We start from the raw sequence: 18,973 nt of genomic DNA on the forward strand, positions 1-18,973 counted from the left end.
CATTTCAAAAGCTCCCCCTTCAGGGGGCTGGGGGGCTCTTAGTTATAAAACGTCCACGCCACGCCAAACTTTAAGGCGGCATCCTGTTGCGGGTAGCGGTTTACCGTGTAATATCCTTTGCTGAACAGGCCCTGGTTAGCATAATCATACTGAATAAAAATGTTGGTACGCTGTAGCGTTGCTTTAAAAAATACGCTGGCAATAGGGTAGGAGGTAAAAGTTACGTTGGCCCCGTTATAAAACTGGCCTAAACCAACGGCGTAAGATGGCGCGGTGTATGTAGTATTGTAACGCAGGCTAACACCGTATTCGGATTTAAGCACATCAAACAATGTTGAGTTATGGTAAAGGCTGCTGTAGGTGTAAACTTCGGGTGTGCGCAAAAGCGTTAAGTTGTCTGATTTTTGGTAAACCACGTAATTATCAAAGTGGAACTTGTGCCAGGTGAGATTTTTGCCCAGGCTTACCTTAAGCATATTGATACTGCCACCAAATTGCTGCGGCGTAGCATCAACCCCGCCATTGGAGGCCGCGAAATACAGGTAGTCGGTTATCAAAAAGTACTCGGCCTTCAGGTCGAGTTTTAGCAGGTCGTTTACGTAGTTAAAGGATAGGTTGGTTATCTTCTGGTTATTAAAATCGGTATGGAAAATATAGTGGTTGCTTATCCAGTCGGTATAGATTAGCCCGGGCGAACTGCTTTGGATGTAGGCGCCCAGCACAATCCTGCCAGCTTTTTTACCACCGGCAAGGGTGAGTTTGGCATCATACAGCAGGTCGCCGAAGTTGCGGCCCTGTACTATCTGCTTAATATCCCCATCCAGGTTTATCCTGTCGCTAAAGCGGTAGCCAAGGCGCGCCTTTAGCGTAATGTTTTGAAAGGTTGAGTTCTGCACCCTGGATGGCCTCAATACTTTGCGGCCAAATTCGTTCAGGGTGGTATCGCTTACAAACTGGCTGTATTTGTAAAAATCCTGCGTTAGCCCCACATCAAGTTTTAGCTCATTCTTCACCATTTTTAAGGATTTCCCCCTCAGGTAAAAACTGTAGGAGAAATCATTTTGTAAGTGTAAAACGTTGAGCGAATCGCGCGAGCGGCCTGCGCTGAAATAATAATCGGGGAACACACCGTATTGGTCCAGGTCGTTTTGCAGGTATTCGTATTTGCGGGTGTTGTAATAAAACGTGTAGGCAACACGCTGCGTTGGCAATACATTGGTGCTGCCGGTGCTTTTTTTAAGGCTATCGATATGCCCGATGTAGTAAAATTGCTTGATATAAAAGCCGGTGTTTTTCCAGTCGCTGTAGCTGCTGGGCAGTTTAACCGGCTGCGTGGTTTTGTTAAACGTAAGCGTATTAAACACATCATCCTCTACCAGTGAGCCGGTTTCGGGCGTTTTAAGATTGTTAAAGAGTACATTGGCCAACATGTTATAGCGTTGGTTAACCGAGTGGTACCAGGAGAAAAAGCCGGCATTAAACCCGCTTACGTTCTGCTTTAATACATTATTGCTGCTGTAATACCCGCGCGACCCGTTAAAGTTGAGGATGAAGCCGATGTTCCAGTTGGGTTTAATGTTTTGGGTGTGCAATGTTTTAAAATACTGCTCCTTGGTGCTGCCCAGCGTATTGGAGAGCGAGAGCAGTGTATAGGGCACCCGCGCGTTAAAATAATTCATATCCTGCGGGTTTACCAGGTAGGCATCAAGGGCGTGCATCCCTTCATCAAAGCCAATGGTTTTGCGCGGGTTAAAAAGCAGGTCGCGCTGGGAGGTGCCCAGATAGCCCAAATGTACTTTGGGGTTACGGGGCTGGTTAAGCGGACTATAATTCTCAAAGTTCACCAGGCCCGTATCCAGCGGGAAAAGCTGGGTGCTATCGCTTAACAGCCGCTCGCTGGTTACCTTAATAAATTTGGAGGTGAATACTACGGAATCTTTTTTGCGCTCATCCCGCGCGCGGATGGAATCGATATTTTGCGAATCGCCGGGGCGGGTGTTTTTTATCCGGTTGCTGGTATCGCGGCTGTAAACAGGCTCGCGCGACTGCTGGCCGGGGTAGGTGGTTGGCACCTGCCCAAAAGCCGCCTGCACGGATGCGCAGATCAATACGAGTAATATGTATTTAAACTTAGCGCCCATTAAAGCCCTGCAATAAGTTCTTTAAGTATTTTTGTCATTTTAGGCTCTGCCTCGTGGGCTATGGCCAGGATGTCTTCCAGGGAAACCGGTTGCAATTCCTCGGTGAAGCCTTCATCTGTTAAAACGGATATCGCAAAAACAGGGATCCCCATGTGATTGGCTACAATAACTTCGGGTACGGTGCTCATGCCTACCGCGTCGCCGCCTATAATGCGCAGGTACCGGTATTCGGCACGGGTTTCCAGGTTAGGGCCGGTTACCGCAACATAAACACCCTTATGACAGCTGATGTTATTTGCTGATGCTATTTTTAAAGCTTTTTCAATCAGGTCGCGCCTGTAGGGCTGGCTCATATCCGGGAAACGCGGGCCCATATCCGAATCGTTACGGCCAATAAGCGGGTTTGCCGGCTGCAGGTTAATATGGTCTTCTATCACCATCAGGTCGCCTTTTTTTATGGCCGGGTTAAGCGATCCGCTGGCGTTGGAAACAAAAAGAGTTTGGATGCCCAGCATCTTCATCACCCTAACCGGTAAGGTGATCTGCTGCATGGTGTAGCCTTCGTAATAGTGTAGCCTGCCCTGCATGGCAACCACTTTTTTGCCTGCCAATGTGCCAAATATCAGTTTACCGGAGTGGAACTCCAGGGTCGACATCGGAAAATCGGGGATGTTGCTGTACATCAGCTGTTTTTCAACCTCAATCTCGTTTACCAGACCGCCAAGGCCGGTGCCTAAAATTATACCACATTCAGGCACAAAATCGCCAATGCGTTTCTTAATATAATTGGTACTATTCTGAATACTTTCTAACATACTTTCTAACTAATTCATCAAAGCTCTGCTGTGCATCGCCTAAAAACTCAACGCCTATCGGCATCACTAAAGCAAACAGCCGCGAAACAGCGGGAAGCAGTTCATGTACCCCTAAACGCTGCGCATCCTTTTCTGTTGTGATAATTACTTTTTTTTGTGATTTGCAGGCAGAAAACTCTGCAGCAAGTTTAGCGATATTTTTTAAGGTAAACTGGTGATGGTCGGGATAATTGTGGTGAATGATATGGCTGGTTGCCGTTTTTAAGTGGCCGGCCAATGGCGCGGGGTTGGCTATGCCGGTAAGCAAAAATACGGTGGTATCGGCATCTATCTTATAACCTATAGGCTGCTGGTGCATATCCTGTAAAGGCAAATAGTTTATGGATGTGAAAAACAAAGGCTGCCAGCTTTGCGGGTTCAACCGGTAGTAGCATTTTGTTTTTTCTTCTTCGGACAGATTTGGCGGGCATTTGGTGATCACCATCATATCCGCCCGCCACTTGCCGCTGAACGGTTCGCGCAGGTTGCCGGCGGGTAAAACAAAGCGCGGATCGAACAGCTTATTATAATCGAACAGCAAAATATTGAAGCCCGGTTTTACAGCGCGATGCTGGTAGGCATCATCCAGGATGATGAGGTTATGCGATGCCTGCAGTTGTTCTATACCTGCCACTCTGTCCTCACAAACGGCCACGGTAACCTCCGGGAATTTATGCTTGAACTGTGCGGGCTCGTCGCCAAATTCGGTAGCGGTTGCCGTGGCGGTAGCCATTAAAAAACCCTTTGTATTTCGCCCGTACCCGCGGCTTAGGGTAGCCAGCTTGTTATCGTTTTTGAGCAGGCGAACCAGGTACTCTGTCATAGGGCTTTTACCCGCACCGCCTACGTCGAGGTTGCCTACCGCTATTACCGGCAACTCAAACTCACGGCTTTTAAATAATCCGGCATCGTAAAGCCAGTTGCGTACCATCACAACCAGGCCATAGAGTAACGAAAACGGAAGCAAAAGCCAGCGCAGGTATTTCATAGAGCGGGTAAAGATAGGGAATTGGGAGGAGGGCCATTGCGGCAGATTGGAGAAATTCAAAAAGCTACCAAATATTATATCATTAGGAAAGTTGCGGGTATTCTGATGCGCAGATGAAGTTAATTTCCTGGTCTAAATCTAAATCAATTAGTTCTCTTTCGTTACAGTTCAAGTAATGGGTTCGCATATCCCACGACATCAAAACGAAAAATCTAAATAATCTATCCCAATATTTGGGGTCTAAACTAAAAACCACATCTCCGCCGTCGAAAAAAGCTAATCTGTCATCTCCTTTTTTTGAATTGAAAATTACGTTGGTCTTCGCCCCTTCAAATCTTACAAAATGCAGATCGGATATGATAACCTGGCGGTCTGCTGTATGATCTGTCAAATCAACCATTGCCATCGCGAGCAATTTAAAATCTTCAGGAGTGCCTAAAAAACACAGGTTCGGGCCGTCAAAACTAAACCGGACATCGTGTGATAATTCAATTAACATAAGCCCATATTTTTCATATCTACTACTGCGGTATCCTTCATGCTCTAATTTAGAGAAAATATTTAAATTAGTTTTTCTTTTCACATCAAATCCAAATCATGAAACACCTTTTACTCGCCGCCTTTCTATTTCTAACTGCCACCTCCTTCGCCCAAACCGATAAAAAGCTAACAGCGCAGCTGCAAACCGCCGTGCAGGGCTTTAACGGACAAGTAGGCATTTACGTGCAGAATTTAAAAACCGGCAAAACCGCAGCCATTAACCAGGATACGCTGTTCCCTACCGCGAGCATGATCAAAGTAAGTATCCTGAGCGGCGTAATGGATAAGATAGAAAAGGGCGAACTAAAGTACAATCAAAAACTTGCCTACCGCGATTCGCTGCTTTACGAGGGCGAGGATATCCTTGGTTCTTTTAAAGATAAAGACACCATTATGCTAAGCAAGGTAGCTATGCTTATGATCACGATGAGCGATAATACGGCTAGCCTTTGGCTGCAAAAACTTGTTACGGGTACCCATATTAACAATTGGCTGGATAGTAATGGCTTTAAAAGCATGCGGGTAAACTCGCGCACGCCCGGCCGCGAGGCGATGCGCAAGATCTATGGCTGGGGTGTTACCACGCCTTACGAAATGTGTAAGCTGTTCACCATGATCCGCAACAGGCAGGTAGTGAGCCAGGCAGCAAGCGAGCGCATGAGCCGTACGCTGAACCGTATTTATTGGGATAATACCGCCCTTTCGCAGATACCGCCTTACGTGCAGTGTTTATCCAAACAGGGCGCGGTAGATGAGTCCCGGTCCGAAACCGTGCTGGTGAATGCCCCGCATGGCGATTACGTTTTCTCTATCATCACCAAAAATAATAAAGACCAGCGTTGGGTAACGGATAACGAAGCCTACGTACTTATTCGCAAGGTATCGGCCCTGCTATGGCATTATTACGAGCCTAAAGACGAGTGGAAACCTGCCCCTGGCATCGAAAAATACATGCTGAACGAATAATTATTTCAGCTCGGCAAGCAGGCCGGGTATGTTCAGGCTGCGGGTAAACATCGTCATTTCGCCTGCTTCGTTTGTTGGCCATTGTTCTTTTGGCCGGTCCCAGTAAAGCTCTACGCCGTTACCATCGGGGTCGTCCAGGTAAATAGCTTCAGATACGCCATGGTCCGATGCCCCGGTGATAGGATACTTGGCACCTATCAGGCGTTGCAGTATGGCGGCAAGGTCCTTCCTTTCCGGGTACAAAATAGCGGTGTGGTATAAACCAGGTGCATATTCCGGCGCGGGCGATGCACCTTTGCTATGCCAGGTGTTTAAACCGATATGGTGGTGGTAACCACCGGCAGAGATGAAAGCTGCCTGGTCGCCGTACATCATCTGTACTTCAAAACCCAGCAGGTCCCCGTAAAAGCCCAGTGATTTTTGGAGATCGCTCACTTTTAAATGCACGTGCCCTATGCGGGTTTGCGCGGGTATTTTATAATCGCTCATGTTATTGTATGTTTCGTTGTTGCAATGTTGTAAAGGTACAAGGTTGATTTTGTTGAAGGCATGTAATTTAAATGTTTAAACATTTAAATTACAATGTATTGTTCATGTAACTTTATTGTTAACGTTCTTTAATAATAGTTAACGAATGTTAACGGGTAAGCATAATCCAAAACATTTTATAGATTTTTAGGCAATTAAACATGCGCCTACACCTTATATGTATAAATACCTGCTTTTTTCGCTCTTATTAATCATCGCAACACAGGCCGGGGCGCAAAACAAAGCTAACGTTAAGGGTAGGGTAGTAGATTCGTTAAGTGCCAAACCTATTGAATTTGCAACCGTTGCTATTTTAGATAACCGCGACACAAGCGCCCACCTGCTCTCTTATACCATTACCGATAAGAACGGCGCATTCGCCCTGCACAACATCCCGCAGGGCATCCCCATAAAAGTATTTATATCTTTTGTAGCTTACCAGCCTTACCGGAAAATAGTAACCCTTAAAACTGATGCACTGGACCTTGGTACCATCAAATTAAATATTAAGGAACTGAACGAGGTGGTGATAAAAGGCGAGCGCATGCCTATCGTCATAAAAAAAGACACCATTGAGTTTAACGCCGAAGCATTTAAGGTAAGGCCCAATGCCGTGGTGGAGGACCTGCTGAAAAAATTGCCCGGCCTGGAAGTGGGCAGCGATGGCGGCATCACGGTAATGGGTAAAGACGTTACCAAGGTACTGGTGGATGGGCATGAATTCTTTTCGGCGGATACGCGTATGGCCACAAAAAATATTGATGCCGATATGATAGATAAGATACAGGTGTATGATGACCGCGAGAACGACCCCGACCACCTCATCCCCGCATCAAAGCTAAACAAGATCATCAACCTTAAATTTAAAAAGGCGTTCAAAAAAAGCATTTTTGGAAAGGGTTATGCGGGGGCTGGCACCAGCGGGCATTACCAGGCGGGCGGGCTTATCAATACCTTCAGGGATACTTTGCAGATAAGCATCCTGGGTTCATCAAACGATCTGAACAACACAGGCTTCGATTTTAACGACCTGTATGGCAGTGGCGGGCTTAACCGCGGTGGCGAGGCGATCTCCAGGGCGGGCATTGCCTTTGGAGGCGGCGGTACAGGTAAGCAAACAGCCACCAACGCGGGCTTTAACATCAATACCGATTACGGCAAAAAGCTGAAGGTGAACTTTGCCTACATCTACAAAAAAGAGAACTCGGAGTACAACACCCTCACCAAACGGCAGCAATTCCTGGCAGATACCACGGTGTTTGGCAACTCGGCAAACAAGCGCAATGGCGATAACAGCAGCCACGCCATAAGCAGCACCATTGTGTGGCAGCCCGATGATAAAACCCGCTTACGGTATACCCCTTATATCAATATCAGTAATAATACATCGGCAAACCAAACTACCGGCAGCAGTTACAGCAACTTTACAAATCCTATCAACGTTTCAACAAATACCAACAACGCCAGCGGCAATAATATCAACTTTTCGCAGGCGCTGAATTATAACCGCCAGCTCAAAAAAAAGGGAGCGTCCATAAACATCGACCATACCCTCACCTTTAGTCCCCGCAACAGCACCAATTTCGATAACACCAACCTCACGTCTTACGCAGCGGCTTTGCCATCCTACGCGTTTAACCAATTGGGCGATAACCGCTCGCGCAGTACCGATGCAAGTTTATCGGCAGGCATTAGTTACCCGGTAACCGAAAAAATTAAAGTAGATGTTAACGCACAAGCCAGCTACGGCCACAGCCTGGATAAGGTATCTACCTATGATTACAGCCCCGCCACCGGCGAATACGACAGCTTTTTGCTGGAGAAAAGCAATAACCTGGCCCGCGATAAATGGATGCAGGGCCTAAACCCCGGCCTGAGTATTGAGCTGAAAAAGGACATTAACGTGCGGATGCACTTTAACACCCAGTTTCAGCAGGTGAACAATGCTTTTGGGCGCGGCGCTGCCGATCTGGATCAGCATTTTGTGTTCTTTATGCCGAACATCAATTTTAACATGAAGGGGCTCTCGGTAGATTATTCGCGGTTTACGTTTTTACCTAACATTGGCGATATGGTACCTTATACCGTGGTGTTTAGCCCCTCGTCTTCCGTTACCGGTAACCCTTTTTTAAAACCAACCAGCAGTAATTCCTTTAGCATCAATTACTCCAAATACAATTTCCAAACCCGTACCAGTTACAATGTGCGCGCCTCGGTTGTGTTTTACGAGAACAGCGTTTTCAGGCAGCGCACGCTGGATGCACAGTCGGTAGAAACCAGCACGCCCATCAACCGCGACGGCAGGTATTACATGAATTTCAGCGCTTACATTAACAAGCAATTGAAGAAGGAGGGCGATGTGCAGCTGGATGCCTCAACCAATATCAACCTAACAAAAAGTCACGATTTTTTTGTGCTGAATAGGATGGATGGCTTCCAGGATTCGTACCGGGGCACCTTGAATGAACACGTCACCTTTAATTATAAAGATGTTTTGGAACTGAGTCCCCAATACCGCCTCAGCTATACCTACACCACTTATAGCGGCGTAAACTACGGCAGCCAAAAATATATTACGCACGCCTTCGATACGCATTTCAGGGTGAACATGCCCTTTAAAACCAATATCGACGGTAACTACACTTACAACTACAATCCGCTGGTGCCGGCCGGTTTTCAAAAGAGCAGCAACCTGTTAAATGTGAGCCTTGCCCGCCAGTTTTTGAAAAAGGATAAGGGCGAAATTAAACTATCCTGCTACGATCTGCTGAACCAGAATATCAATACTTACCGGTACATTAACCAAAACTCCATTACCGATACCCAATCGCAAATCATCAGGCGCTATTTTTTACTTACCCTGCAATATAAATTCACCAAATCAACCGTAAAAAAGTAACCTAAATACAACCTACACCGCCAACTTCCCCAACTTTTTAACTTCTCGAGCCCTTCCAACATCTCCAACTTTTCTAACTTCTCCAACCCTTCTAACTTTTACCTACCTTTGCGGCATGATCATCAAATCGGCCGATTTTATTTGCAGCAACACCCAGATCTCCAGGTTGCCCATCCCTATTAAACCCGAGTTCGCGTTTATCGGGCGCTCCAATGTTGGGAAATCATCCCTGATAAACATGCTGGTGCAGAAAAAAGGGCTTGCAAAAACTTCGCAAACGCCGGGTAAAACCCAGCTTATTAACCATTTTATGGTAAACGAGTTGTGGTACATTGTCGATCTGCCGGGATACGGTTACGCCAAGATCTCTAAAAGCAAAAAAGAGGATTGGAATAAATTTATCCGCAGTTACCTGGATAAACGCGAAAGCCTGCAATGCGTAATGGTGCTGATAGATAGCCGCCTGGAGCCGCAAAAGATAGACCTGGAATTTTGCAGCTGGCTTGGCGAAAAAGGCCTGCCCTTTGTATTAGTATTTACCAAAGCCGATAAGCAAAGCAACATAAAAACCGACCAGAACATCGCCAAATTCCGCAAAGCGATCCTTACCACCTTTGAAGAAGCGCCGCAGCATTTTATAACATCGTCGGAAACATTGATGGGCCGCGACGAGATCCTGGAATTTATAGATGGCATCAACCGCGATTTTACGCCGCCAGTGTTTGATGAAGAGTATTATAAACCGATGAAATAGGTAATATTGAACCGCGCTTCCCCTCTTGAGAGGGGTCAGGGGTGTGTTAGTGAAGCGACAAGCAACTGAGAATATTCATTGTTAATGAAGCGTAAAATAATTCCATATAACCCAAACCTTAAACTATTAGCCCGGAAACTCCGTAAGGATAGCACACCCGGCGAGGTGTTGCTTTGGAAAGAGTTAAATGGTAAACAAATGTTTGGCTTTGACTTTCATCGCCAAAAGCCATTGTTAAATTATATAGTAGATTTTTATTGCTATGAATTAGATTTGATAATTGAAATAGATGGCCATTACCACAATAACGAAGAACGATATAATTTGGATGTGTTAAGGGAAGCGGAACTGGCGGAATACGATTTAACGGTAATGCGTTTTACCGAAATGGAGGTTAGAAGAGATATGGGCAATGTTTTGAGGACAATTGAAACTTATATCTTGGAATATAAGGGTGGCTTTGGCGGCGAAACACACCCCTGACTTCTCTCAAGAGGGGAAGCGAGGTTATTAATCTCTACTACAACTCCGCTCCTCGTTTGAGGGTGGGCGCAAAGGAATGGTGCGGCAGTAGACCCTGTGTTAGTGAACTTGACAATAGGCTAATACACTTCCTAAGCCTATTATAGAGGTATATAATTTATTAAGCTGGGTGGCGAACACACCCCTAACCCCTCTCAAGAAGGGAATTAAGAAAGAAAACAAACAATGAAAAAATACCTTTCGCTCGTAACTTTTACCCACACCATATTTGCCATGCCATTCGCCTTTATTGGCTTTTTTTTGGCAGTTACCACTACCAACCATCAATTCGAATGGCAGAAACTGGTAATGATGCTGCTTTGCATGGTGTTCGCCCGTAACTCGGCTATGGCCTTTAACAGGTACCTGGATAGGAACATCGATGCCAAAAACCCGCGTACCAAACAACGCGATATCCCGGCAGGGCGTATTAGTCCGGCAGCGGCGCTTACATTTACTTTAACAAACTGCGGGTTGTTTATCTTAACCACCTGGTTTATTAATCCGCTTTGCTTTTACTTGTCGCCAATTGCGTTACTGGTGGTATTGGGTTACAGCGCTACCAAGCGTTTTACCGCGCTTTGCCACATGGTTTTGGGGCTGGGTTTATCGCTTGCACCTATCGGGGCATATTTGGTAGTTACGGGGGCGTTTGCTTTAACGCCGGTATTCTTTTCTTTATCAGTTTTATGCTGGGTGAGTGGCTTCGACATTATCTACGCTTTGCAGGATGAAGACTTCGACAGGAACGAAAATTTACACTCCATACCGGCCTGGCTGGGTAAGGAGAACGCGTTAATACTTTCTACGGTACTGCATGTTTTTTCGGCGGCATTTATTGTGATGCCGGTGTTTTATACCAACGTGGGCCTATTGTATTACATCGGCATCACCTTCTTCTGCACTATGCTGGTTTACCAGCACCTGCTTGTAAAGCCAAACGATCTGAGTCGTGTAAACATCGCTTTCATGACCACCAACGGTATCGCCAGCGTGGTGTTTGCAGCCTTCTTTTTAATGGATAGGGTATGGATGCGCTAACCTCGGCACAGCTCGCAGCCTTGCGCAAAGGCATGGAACCCTACGTGGTTTTCAACGAGGCCGAATGGATCGTATTTATTCAGCAAATCGGCTTACAAACTTTTAAAAAGAAACAGCTTTTTGCCGAAGCAGGTAAAGTTTGCAGCCATGTGGGCTTCGTGCTGAAGGGCTCGGTACGTTATTACCATATTAAAGATGGAGCGGATATTACCAGCTATTTCAGTTTCGAGAACGAGTATGTAAGCAGCTATACCAGTTTCCTCACCGGTGAGCCGGCCTTAAATTATATTGAGGCTCTGGAACCCAGCCAGATCATCGTTATCAGCAAAAAGAACATGGAACTGATGTTGAATAACCCTATGCTGGCCTACAAAATGGAACGCTTTGGCAGGCTGATAGCCGAGCATTACCTTATCTGCTACGAAGAACGCCTCTCATCATTCATCACCCAAACACCCGAGGAACGTTACCTCAAACTCCTGCAAAACGGCCGCGAAATCCTCCAGCGCATGCCCCAGCACTACATTGCCAATTTTTTAGGCATAACACCGGTATCGTTATCGAGGATAAGGAAACGGATATTGGTAGAGAAGTAATCCTTCATCAAAGCTAAATCCGAAATCGAACATCCGAACTCCGAAATCAAGAAATTCTTATCTTAAGTTAACGTTTTGATTTTCAACCGGCGCCTACATTTGTATCATACTTAAAGAAAAAAAACATGCATACCATATTAGGAGCTGGTGGCCCGGTAGCCAACGCGCTCACCCGCCAGTTAGAAAGCCATAACGAAACCATCCGTCTGATAAGCAGGCGCGAAATAAAATCCGGTAAAAACACTGCCTGGAAAAAAGCCGACCTGTTGAATTTAACCGAACTGAGCGAAGCCTCAAAAGGTTCAACCGTGATCTACCTGTGCGCAGGTATTGTTTACGATGCCGAAATTTGGAAACAGCAATGGCCCGTTATCATCAAAAACGTAATTGCCGTTGCCAAAGAGAACAACGCGAGGCTGATATTTTTCGATAACGTTTACAGCTACGGCCTGGTGGATGGTGCCATGACCGAAACCACGTTATATAATCCAAACAGCGAAAAAGGTAAAGTGCGGGTGGGCGTTGCGAATGCCATTATGGATGAGGTAAAGGCCGGTAACCTGCAAGCCAGCATTGCCCGCGCGCCCGATTTTTATGGTACCGACAGCACTAACAGCTTTTTCGATATGATGGTGCTTGCCAAATACGCCAAAAAAGAAATGGCGCAATGGATAGGGGATGCCAACACCAAACACAGTTTTATTTATATTGAAGATGCCGGCAAGGCAATGTTTTTGTTAGGTCAAAACCCCGATACCGATAACCAGGTATGGCACCTGCCAACTGCTCCTGCGCTCACCGGCAAACAGTTTATAGAAATGGCAGCGGCTATCTATAAAACCAAACCCAGCTACTTCAGTCTGAAGAAATGGATGCTGTGGGTGATAGGGAAATTTATGAAGGTAGTTGCCGGTACGGTAGAGATGTATTACCAGTACGATCATGATTATATCTTCGACTCAAGCAAATTTGAGAAGCGGTTTAATTTTAAACCAACACCGTATGCGGACGGGATAAAGAAGATGTCGGAAACGTTGTACAAGGCGGTTTAACGGGGGAGTCCTGAGTCGAAAGTCTTAAGTCCATGCAAGTGTAACAAATTCTCACTTCCGACTAAAGACTTCCGACTTTCCCTACTAATCTGCATATTTGCACATCTGCAATCTGCACATCTAAAGAACCATGATCCACAAAAAAACAAGACATTATATCCCCGCCGATCTCGAAATTAAATGGGAAACGCTGGAGCCTATTTACCAGGAATTAACCAACCGCGCTATCAATTCTGTTGAGGAATTAGAGCAATGGCTGAAAGACAGCAGCGAACTGCAAGCCGCTTTGGAAGAGGATTTTGCATGGCGCTATATCCGCATGACCTGCGATACCATGAACCCCGATCTGCTGGAGAGTTTCCAGTATTTCGCTACCGAGATAGAGCCAAAAACCGCTCCCTACAACAACGAGCTGAACAAAAAGCTGGTGAACAGCGATTACGTTGGTGAACTGAGCGAAGAGAAATTCTACATTATGCTGCGCGCGGTAAAAAAATCGCTGGAGCTTTTCCGTGAGGAGAACATCCCGTTGCAAACCGAGATCCAGGTAGAGCAACAAAAATACCAGTCGATAACCGGCGCTATGTCGGTGCATATTGATGAGAAGGAATACACTTTGGAGCAGGCTTCGGTATTTTTAAAAGGTACAGATCGCGCCAAGCGGCAGGAAGTTTGGGAGAAAATAACCGCCCGCCGCCTGCAGGAAAAAACCGTGCTGGATACCTTGTTCGATCACCTGCGTGTGTTGCGCCATAAAGTGGCCCTGAATGCTGGTTTCGAAAACTTCCGCGACTATATGTTCCAGGCACTGGGCCGTTTTGATTATACGCCGCAGGATTGCTATGCTTTCCACGCCGCTATCGAAACCGAAATTGTACCCATCCTGCGCGAGCAGGCCGAGAAACGCAAAGAGGCTTTAGGCGTGGATTCGCTGAAGCCATGGGATATGGATGTTGATGTATCGGGCAAGCCCGCGCTTAAACCATTTAACAGCGGTGCCGAGCTGGTAGAAAAATCTATCCAGTGCTTTACCAATATCAGCAGTTACCTGGGCGAGCGTTTGGAGATAATGAAGGATAATAATCTGTTTGATGTGGAAAGCCGTAAAGGCAAGGCACCGGGTGGTTATAACTACCCGCTCTCGGAAACCGGCGCGCCGTTTATCTTCATGAACTCGGCCAATACCTTCCGTGATCTAACCACAATGGTACACGAAGGCGGCCACGCGGTACACACCTTCCTGACTGCCGACCTGGAGCTGAATGATTTTAAACATTGCCCAAGTGAGGTTGCCGAACTGGCTTCCATGTCGATGGAGTTGATCTCCATGGATAACTGGAATGTGTATTTTGATAACGAGGAAGACCTGAAACGCGCCAAGCGCGACCAGCTTTTTGATGTGTTGAAAACCTTGCCATGGGTTGCCGTGGTGGATCAGTTTCAGCATTGGATCTATACCAACCCCGAGCATACCGCTGCCGAGCGCACCGAGGCCTGGTTAAAGATCTACGAACCCTTTGGTGCCGGCTTTGTGGATTGGAGCGTTAACCCCGAAGCAGAGCAAAACCTGTGGCAAAAGCAACTGCACATTTTTGAGGTGCCGTTCTACTACATCGAATACGGTATGGCACAGTTAGGCGCTATCGCCGTTTGGAAAAACTATAAAGAGAACCCCGAGAAAGGGCTTCAACAATACCTCGATGCCCTAAAATTGGGTTACACCAAAACCATCACCGAGATCTACGAAACCGCCGGCATCAAATTCGATTTCAGCGCGGGCTATGTAAAAGAGCTTGCCGAATTTGTGAAAACGGAGATGGATAAGATATAAAAGCCACGACAGCCCTCTCCAACACGGAGAGGGCTTTTTTATTTCCAGGCCCCCTGCGGGCGTTGCGGTGAGGACACCACAACGAGGGGGGATTTTTTATTTATCCCCTAAGGCGTTGTCCTCACCGCCGTCTGCGGGATATTACCCCACCGTTGTCAACAGCACTTTTCGTATCTTCACACCAAATGAACCAGGCCGTAAACTTCTTCTGGACGATACTTTGCTTTACGCCGGTTATTACCGTTTGGGCAAACCATTACTCCACATTATGGCTTTGCGTTTTTTTGGCGCTGAGCGTTTTAAGTCAGGTATTTCCGGCAAGATTGCTGCAATTGAGCAGCAGCCCTAAGTTTTACGAACGGATGGGTGTAAAGTTTATTCGCAAGTTTGTGCAGAACGGGCAATACGTAAGCCGCCACCTCCGCAAAGGCAACCCCGACTATAAAGTAATAAAAAACAAGGCTACCGCTTTGCAGTACCAAAACACTATTGTAATGTACGAGCGTTTCCACCTCATTTGCTTTATATTTTTTGTGTTTACTGCTGCTTACGCACTTTTGGGTTCGCAATTTACCCTCGCTATTATTGTTTTATCGGCCAATATCATTTACAATATCTACCCCATCTTATTGCAGCAGTACAACAGGGCAAGGTTGTTAAGGGTATTGAGAATATGATTGTTTAACTTCATTTTACAGGGAGATAATATAATGATCTTATCGAACTGGGTGCAACTAAATGCGTGAATTTGGAAATATGAACCCTTACCGCAGCGGTCTGAATTAGTTAATAATCCCCCTAAATATTATAATACCTATCTCATAAATACAACTGTTTTAAAACTTATCTGTGTTTTTCAGGTTAAAACAACTATGAAAAAGATATTGATAAGTTTTAGCCTCCTGATTTTATCGGCTGCAGGCTTTGCGCAGGCCCCATTAAAGCCTGTTAAGATAGATAGCCTTGTCGCGGTTTCGTTACCGGAAACATTTACTAAGAAGGATACCCTCGGGCAACAAATATATTCGGGTAATACAAATTTGGGTTACATGGTAGTTATCAGGCAGCCAAATGCCGAAAACAACACCCCTTTAAAAAAGGAACGTGACCTCAACAAAGTGCTTAAAGATTATATCAAAGGCATCAAAGGCCAGGCAGAAGGTTCGGATGCGTTAAACGTGCGCGATACCACCATGGGGCACCTCAAAGCAAAAACCTTTACGCTTTCTACAGACCAGGGTGCCGGTGTGCAGTTTCGTAATTTTATAGTGATATACACGCAGGATGTAACCTACACCTTTGAGTATTACTATCAGCAGAACCGGGCCGACCTCATCAAAGACGAGTACAAGAAATTTTCGGGTTCCATTGTGATATCGCCGGAATTGAAGCGTACAGATCAGTACTTATCTAACGCAAAAGGTATTTCGCCGCGTTTAATAACCGGTGTGGTAATCGGCGTGTTGTTGATAGGTATCATTGTGTTTTATATCACCCGCCGCAATAAAAAACTAAGGGAACAATTAGAGCGCTAATTCCCTTTCTGTTTAATGATCCCCCTGTTCCAACGGGGGGATCTTAAAAATTGCTTGCTATCTATGAAACCCAGCCATATCATCGTAACCACTACGCCTATGGCCGAGCCGGCGGTAACATCCTCAAAAAAATGCTGGCTCAGATACATGCGCGAGTAACCCACAAGCATGGCTAAAAGCAGCAAAGCCACTCCCCATAGTTTGTTTTTAATAAGATAGGTAAGCACTATCCCTGCCGAAAAAGCGGTCACCGTATGCCCTGAGGGGAAACTCTGGATGCCGGCCACTACATGTACGCCCTCAACAAAACGCAGGCGGCTAATTTCGTTGTCGAAATAAGCACGGGGCCTTGGGCTGTTAATACTGTATTTAAGTATTTGGGCCGCTAACGCGGTTGCTAAAAAACTGGTGAAGAGTAAAAAAGCGTTGCGATAACTGTAAAGGGTCAGGATCAACGATATGATTATAATGGTGAGTCCGTCGCCGATATCGGTAACATAGGGGGCGAGGAAATCGCCTGCGCTGTTATAAACCCCATTTACAGCAAAGTATATTTCCTGGCGCGTGTAAAGTAGTTTAACAATTAAACAGGCGCACAATACGACGAGGTAGGGTACAAAAAAATATCTTACCCGGTATAAAACATCCTTAAAGCCTGTTTTCATTGCGCACAAAGTAACGCATATAGTTTTTCAATGCAAAAAAATGGTTATGTTTGGTTTGAAGAACTAAACTGATCAAAATATATGTCTAAAAGCATATTCCGCAAAAAATCTGTAGCCAAGATATTAGCCGATGTTGAATGTGGTTTCAGCGATGCGGAGCATCCCGGCACCGCTTCCCAACTCCAAAAAGAACTTAATGTAAAAGACCTTACCCTGATGGGGATAGCCGCCGTTGTAGGCGCGGGTATCTTCTCCACCATCGGCGAAGCATCGTTTTATGGTGGCCCCGGGGTATCTATATTATTTATTATAACCGCGGTAACCTGCGGTTTTTCTGCTTTATGCTATGCCGAATTTGCTTCGCGTATACCCGTTGCGGGCAGTGCTTATACCTATGCGTACGCTTCTTTTGGCGAACTTATCGCCTGGATCATAGGCTGGGACCTGCTAATGGAATACGCCATAGGTAATATAGCAGTAGCCATATCCTGGAGCACCTACTTTGTAAACCTGCTGGAGGGTTTCCATATCCACATGCCCGAGTACCTTACCATGGACTACTTTTCGGCATTCCGCGCGCAGGAGAAGATCCAGGAACTTACAGCCGCCGGCAAGCTCGGCGAAATAACCGATAACATGAAGAGCGCGGCCGTTGCCTGGGCTAATGCACCGGGTTTTGGCAATATAAAGCTGATCGCTAATTTACCAGCTTTAGGTATTGTGTTCGTTATCACCTACCTCGTTTATATCGGCATCCGCGAAACAAAGAAAGCAACCAACGCTATGGTGGTGTTAAAGGTGGTGATCGTTATCGCGGTTATCGCGATAGGATTTTTTTACGTAACGCCTGCCAACTGGCACCCATTTATGCCCAACGGTTTTAAGGGGGTGATGAAGGGGGTATCGGGTGTGTTTTTTGCTTACATCGGTTTTGATGCTATCTCAACCACTGCCGAAGAATGCAAGAACCCGCAGAAGGACCTGCCCCGGGGGATGATCTATTCGTTGCTGATCTGTACCGTGTTATACATTCTCATATCGCTGGTATTAACGGGTATGGTGAACTATAAAGACCTGCAGGTGGGCGACCCGCTCGCCTTCGTATTCGCTAAAGTAGGATTGAAAAACATCAGCTACGTAATATCCGTCAGCGCGGTTATTGCAACTGCCAGCGTATTGCTGATATTTCAGTTAGGGCAACCACGTATCTGGATGAGCATGAGCCGCGATGGCCTGCTGCCTAAGGCATTTTCGCGCATTCACCCAAAATTTAAAACCCCGTCGTTTGCTACTATTGTAACTGGTTTTGTGGTGGCTATCCCCGCCTTATTTTTAAACCTTACCGAAGTAACCGACTTAACCAGCATTGGCACCTTATTCGCCTTTGTATTGGTTTGCGGTGGCGTATTATTAATGCCGAGAGAAGCAGCCGTAAAAGGTAAGTTTCACCTCCCTTATGTTAACGCGAAATTTGTGGTTCCGTTTATTTTTATTGGGATGATTTACCTGTTTTGGAAACCATTCCTGAATATTATGGCCGGGGAAAACATACACGAAAAATTCCCTTTCTTCCTGTTTATCATATTATCTGCCGCGCTGACGATAGCGGCTGTTGTACGCAACCTGTCGCTGATACCTGTTTTAGGCCTGCTAAGCTGCTTTTATCTCATGACCGAACTTACCTACCAAAGCTGGATCAGGTTCCTGGCATGGCTGTTAATAGGCCTGGTGATCTACGTGCTTTATGGGTATAAGCATAGCTTGATTGGAAAAGCGGAGAAGTCGAAATAGAGAATAAAACCTACCGGGTTTAATACAAAGAGCCCCAGATGATAAACTTAAGGCTCTTTTGGTTTTAAGGAGATTTGCAGGCTCGCTCCGGGATGTTCCGGGCTATCTACCCGAAAGGTCTTTGCTTAAAAAAGCAGGCAATCAGGGTTAACATAATTCAAAAATATATTTTGTAAAATACTAATAATCAATAAGTTATATTTTGAGAGGGTTAACATAAAATGCTCTTGCGTTTATGAATAATTATTGTGATTTGTCTCTGCGTTTTAA

17 protein-coding genes are annotated in these 18,973 nt (G+C 45.9%); 11 read left to right on the top strand and 6 right to left on the bottom strand.

Annotation, left to right across the window (positions count from 1 at the left end):
- Positions 1–38: 38 nt before the first annotated feature.
- The 4 genes from ABIX36_RS18520 to ABIX36_RS18535 all read right to left on the bottom strand — a co-directional run bounded on the left by ABIX36_RS18520 (position 39) and on the right by ABIX36_RS18535 (position 4,566).
- Positions 39–2,141 carry a putative porin gene (locus ABIX36_RS18520; protein WP_348083657.1) on the bottom strand — a complete coding sequence of 701 codons (2,103 nt, stop codon included), beginning with the start codon at positions 2,139–2,141 and terminating at the stop codon, positions 39–41.
- The gene (locus ABIX36_RS18525) at positions 2,141–2,956 is read right to left on the bottom strand and encodes a purine-nucleoside phosphorylase (protein ID WP_348083658.1); all 816 of its coding nucleotides are present in this window, start codon (positions 2,954–2,956) and stop codon (positions 2,141–2,143) included. The genes ABIX36_RS18520 and ABIX36_RS18525 overlap by 1 nt, the downstream gene beginning before the upstream one ends.
- On the bottom strand, positions 2,934–3,983 hold the full coding sequence (gene lpxK, locus ABIX36_RS18530; protein ID WP_348083659.1) for a tetraacyldisaccharide 4'-kinase: 1,050 nt from the start codon (positions 3,981–3,983) through the stop codon (positions 2,934–2,936). Before lpxK ends, ABIX36_RS18525 begins: the two co-directional genes overlap by 23 nt.
- Positions 3,984–4,065: 82 nt before the next feature.
- Positions 4,066–4,566 (bottom strand): hypothetical protein, encoded by a 501-nt coding sequence (locus tag ABIX36_RS18535; protein WP_348083660.1) that lies wholly within the window; start codon positions 4,564–4,566, stop codon positions 4,066–4,068.
- 14 nt (positions 4,567–4,580) lie between these two features.
- Here ABIX36_RS18535 and ABIX36_RS18540 point away from each other — a divergent pair, with 14 nt between their 5' ends.
- Positions 4,581–5,489 carry a serine hydrolase gene (locus tag ABIX36_RS18540; protein ID WP_348083661.1) on the top strand — a complete coding sequence of 303 codons (909 nt, stop codon included), beginning with the start codon at positions 4,581–4,583 and terminating at the stop codon, positions 5,487–5,489.
- Here the strand turns inward: ABIX36_RS18540 and ABIX36_RS18545 are convergent, their stop codons facing one another.
- Positions 5,490–5,978 carry a VOC family protein gene (locus tag ABIX36_RS18545; protein ID WP_348083662.1) on the bottom strand — a complete coding sequence of 163 codons (489 nt, stop codon included), beginning with the start codon at positions 5,976–5,978 and terminating at the stop codon, positions 5,490–5,492.
- Positions 5,979–6,195: 217 nt separating this feature from the next.
- Here ABIX36_RS18545 and ABIX36_RS18550 point away from each other — a divergent pair, with 217 nt between their 5' ends.
- The 9 genes from ABIX36_RS18550 (at position 6,196) to ABIX36_RS18590 (ending at position 16,247) form a co-directional block, all read left to right on the top strand.
- Positions 6,196–8,916: an outer membrane beta-barrel protein gene (locus tag ABIX36_RS18550; protein ID WP_348083663.1), complete on the top strand. Its 2,721-nt coding sequence runs from the start codon at positions 6,196–6,198 to the stop codon at positions 8,914–8,916.
- Between the two features lie 115 nt (positions 8,917–9,031).
- A complete protein-coding gene (gene yihA, locus ABIX36_RS18555; protein WP_348083664.1) occupies positions 9,032–9,670 on the top strand; it encodes a ribosome biogenesis GTP-binding protein YihA/YsxC in 639 nt (212 codons plus the stop codon).
- Between the two features lie 84 nt (positions 9,671–9,754).
- Positions 9,755–10,153, top strand: a complete 399-nt coding sequence (locus tag ABIX36_RS18560; RefSeq protein ID WP_348083665.1) for a DUF559 domain-containing protein — start codon at positions 9,755–9,757, stop codon at positions 10,151–10,153.
- Positions 10,154–10,378: 225 nt separating this feature from the next.
- Positions 10,379–11,233, top strand: a complete 855-nt coding sequence (locus tag ABIX36_RS18565; RefSeq protein WP_348083666.1) for a UbiA-like polyprenyltransferase — start codon at positions 10,379–10,381, stop codon at positions 11,231–11,233.
- Positions 11,221–11,829 (top strand): Crp/Fnr family transcriptional regulator, encoded by a 609-nt coding sequence (locus ABIX36_RS18570; RefSeq protein ID WP_348083667.1) that lies wholly within the window; start codon positions 11,221–11,223, stop codon positions 11,827–11,829. Before ABIX36_RS18565 ends, ABIX36_RS18570 begins: the two co-directional genes overlap by 13 nt.
- Before the next feature lie 125 nt (positions 11,830–11,954).
- Positions 11,955–12,881 carry an NAD-dependent epimerase/dehydratase family protein gene (locus ABIX36_RS18575; protein WP_348083668.1) on the top strand — a complete coding sequence of 309 codons (927 nt, stop codon included), beginning with the start codon at positions 11,955–11,957 and terminating at the stop codon, positions 12,879–12,881.
- Between the two features lie 130 nt (positions 12,882–13,011).
- A complete protein-coding gene (locus ABIX36_RS18580) occupies positions 13,012–14,712 on the top strand; it encodes a M3 family oligoendopeptidase (RefSeq protein ID WP_348083669.1) in 1,701 nt (566 codons plus the stop codon).
- A gap of 185 nt (positions 14,713–14,897) precedes the next feature.
- A complete protein-coding gene (locus tag ABIX36_RS18585) occupies positions 14,898–15,389 on the top strand; it encodes a hypothetical protein (RefSeq protein ID WP_348083670.1) in 492 nt (163 codons plus the stop codon).
- 195 nt (positions 15,390–15,584) lie between these two features.
- On the top strand, positions 15,585–16,247 hold the full coding sequence (locus ABIX36_RS18590) for a hypothetical protein (RefSeq protein ID WP_348083671.1): 663 nt from the start codon (positions 15,585–15,587) through the stop codon (positions 16,245–16,247).
- Here the strand turns inward: ABIX36_RS18590 and ABIX36_RS18595 are convergent.
- Positions 16,244–16,912: a phosphatase PAP2 family protein gene (locus ABIX36_RS18595; protein WP_348083672.1), complete on the bottom strand. Its 669-nt coding sequence runs from the start codon at positions 16,910–16,912 to the stop codon at positions 16,244–16,246. The genes ABIX36_RS18590 and ABIX36_RS18595 overlap by 4 nt on opposite strands.
- 81 nt (positions 16,913–16,993) lie before the next feature.
- Here ABIX36_RS18595 and ABIX36_RS18600 point away from each other — a divergent pair, with 81 nt between their 5' ends.
- Positions 16,994–18,703 (top strand): amino acid permease, encoded by a 1,710-nt coding sequence (locus ABIX36_RS18600; protein WP_348083673.1) that lies wholly within the window; start codon positions 16,994–16,996, stop codon positions 18,701–18,703.
- Positions 18,704–18,973 lie beyond the last annotated feature (270 nt).

The organism is Mucilaginibacter sp., assembly GCF_039925265.1.
Taxonomy (GTDB): domain Bacteria; phylum Bacteroidota; class Bacteroidia; order Sphingobacteriales; family Sphingobacteriaceae; genus Mucilaginibacter.

Bases quoted from the DNA above. Each gene is read 5' to 3' on its own strand.
- ABIX36_RS18575 (WP_348083668.1), top strand. From the start codon at position 11,955: ATGCATACCATATTAGGAGCTGGTGGCCCGGTAGCCAACGCGCTCACC.
- ABIX36_RS18580 (WP_348083669.1), top strand. From the start codon at position 13,012: ATGATCCACAAAAAAACAAGACATTATATCCCCGCCGATCTCGAAATT.
- ABIX36_RS18565 (WP_348083666.1), top strand. From the start codon at position 10,379: ATGAAAAAATACCTTTCGCTCGTAACTTTTACCCACACCATATTTGCC.
- ABIX36_RS18585 (WP_348083670.1), top strand. From the start codon at position 14,898: ATGAACCAGGCCGTAAACTTCTTCTGGACGATACTTTGCTTTACGCCG.
- ABIX36_RS18525 (WP_348083658.1), bottom strand. From the start codon at position 2,956: ATGTTAGAAAGTATTCAGAATAGTACCAATTATATTAAGAAACGCATT.
- yihA (WP_348083664.1), top strand. From the start codon at position 9,032: ATGATCATCAAATCGGCCGATTTTATTTGCAGCAACACCCAGATCTCC.
- ABIX36_RS18550 (WP_348083663.1), top strand. From the start codon at position 6,196: ATGTATAAATACCTGCTTTTTTCGCTCTTATTAATCATCGCAACACAG.
- ABIX36_RS18590 (WP_348083671.1), top strand. From the start codon at position 15,585: ATGAAAAAGATATTGATAAGTTTTAGCCTCCTGATTTTATCGGCTGCA.
- ABIX36_RS18560 (WP_348083665.1), top strand. From the start codon at position 9,755: ATGAAGCGTAAAATAATTCCATATAACCCAAACCTTAAACTATTAGCC.
- ABIX36_RS18520 (WP_348083657.1), bottom strand. From the start codon at position 2,141: ATGGGCGCTAAGTTTAAATACATATTACTCGTATTGATCTGCGCATCC.
- ABIX36_RS18545 (WP_348083662.1), bottom strand. From the start codon at position 5,978: ATGAGCGATTATAAAATACCCGCGCAAACCCGCATAGGGCACGTGCAT.
- ABIX36_RS18595 (WP_348083672.1), bottom strand. From the start codon at position 16,912: ATGAAAACAGGCTTTAAGGATGTTTTATACCGGGTAAGATATTTTTTT.
- ABIX36_RS18600 (WP_348083673.1), top strand. From the start codon at position 16,994: ATGTCTAAAAGCATATTCCGCAAAAAATCTGTAGCCAAGATATTAGCC.
- ABIX36_RS18540 (WP_348083661.1), top strand. From the start codon at position 4,581: ATGAAACACCTTTTACTCGCCGCCTTTCTATTTCTAACTGCCACCTCC.
- lpxK (WP_348083659.1), bottom strand. From the start codon at position 3,983: ATGAAATACCTGCGCTGGCTTTTGCTTCCGTTTTCGTTACTCTATGGC.
- ABIX36_RS18570 (WP_348083667.1), top strand. From the start codon at position 11,221: ATGGATGCGCTAACCTCGGCACAGCTCGCAGCCTTGCGCAAAGGCATG.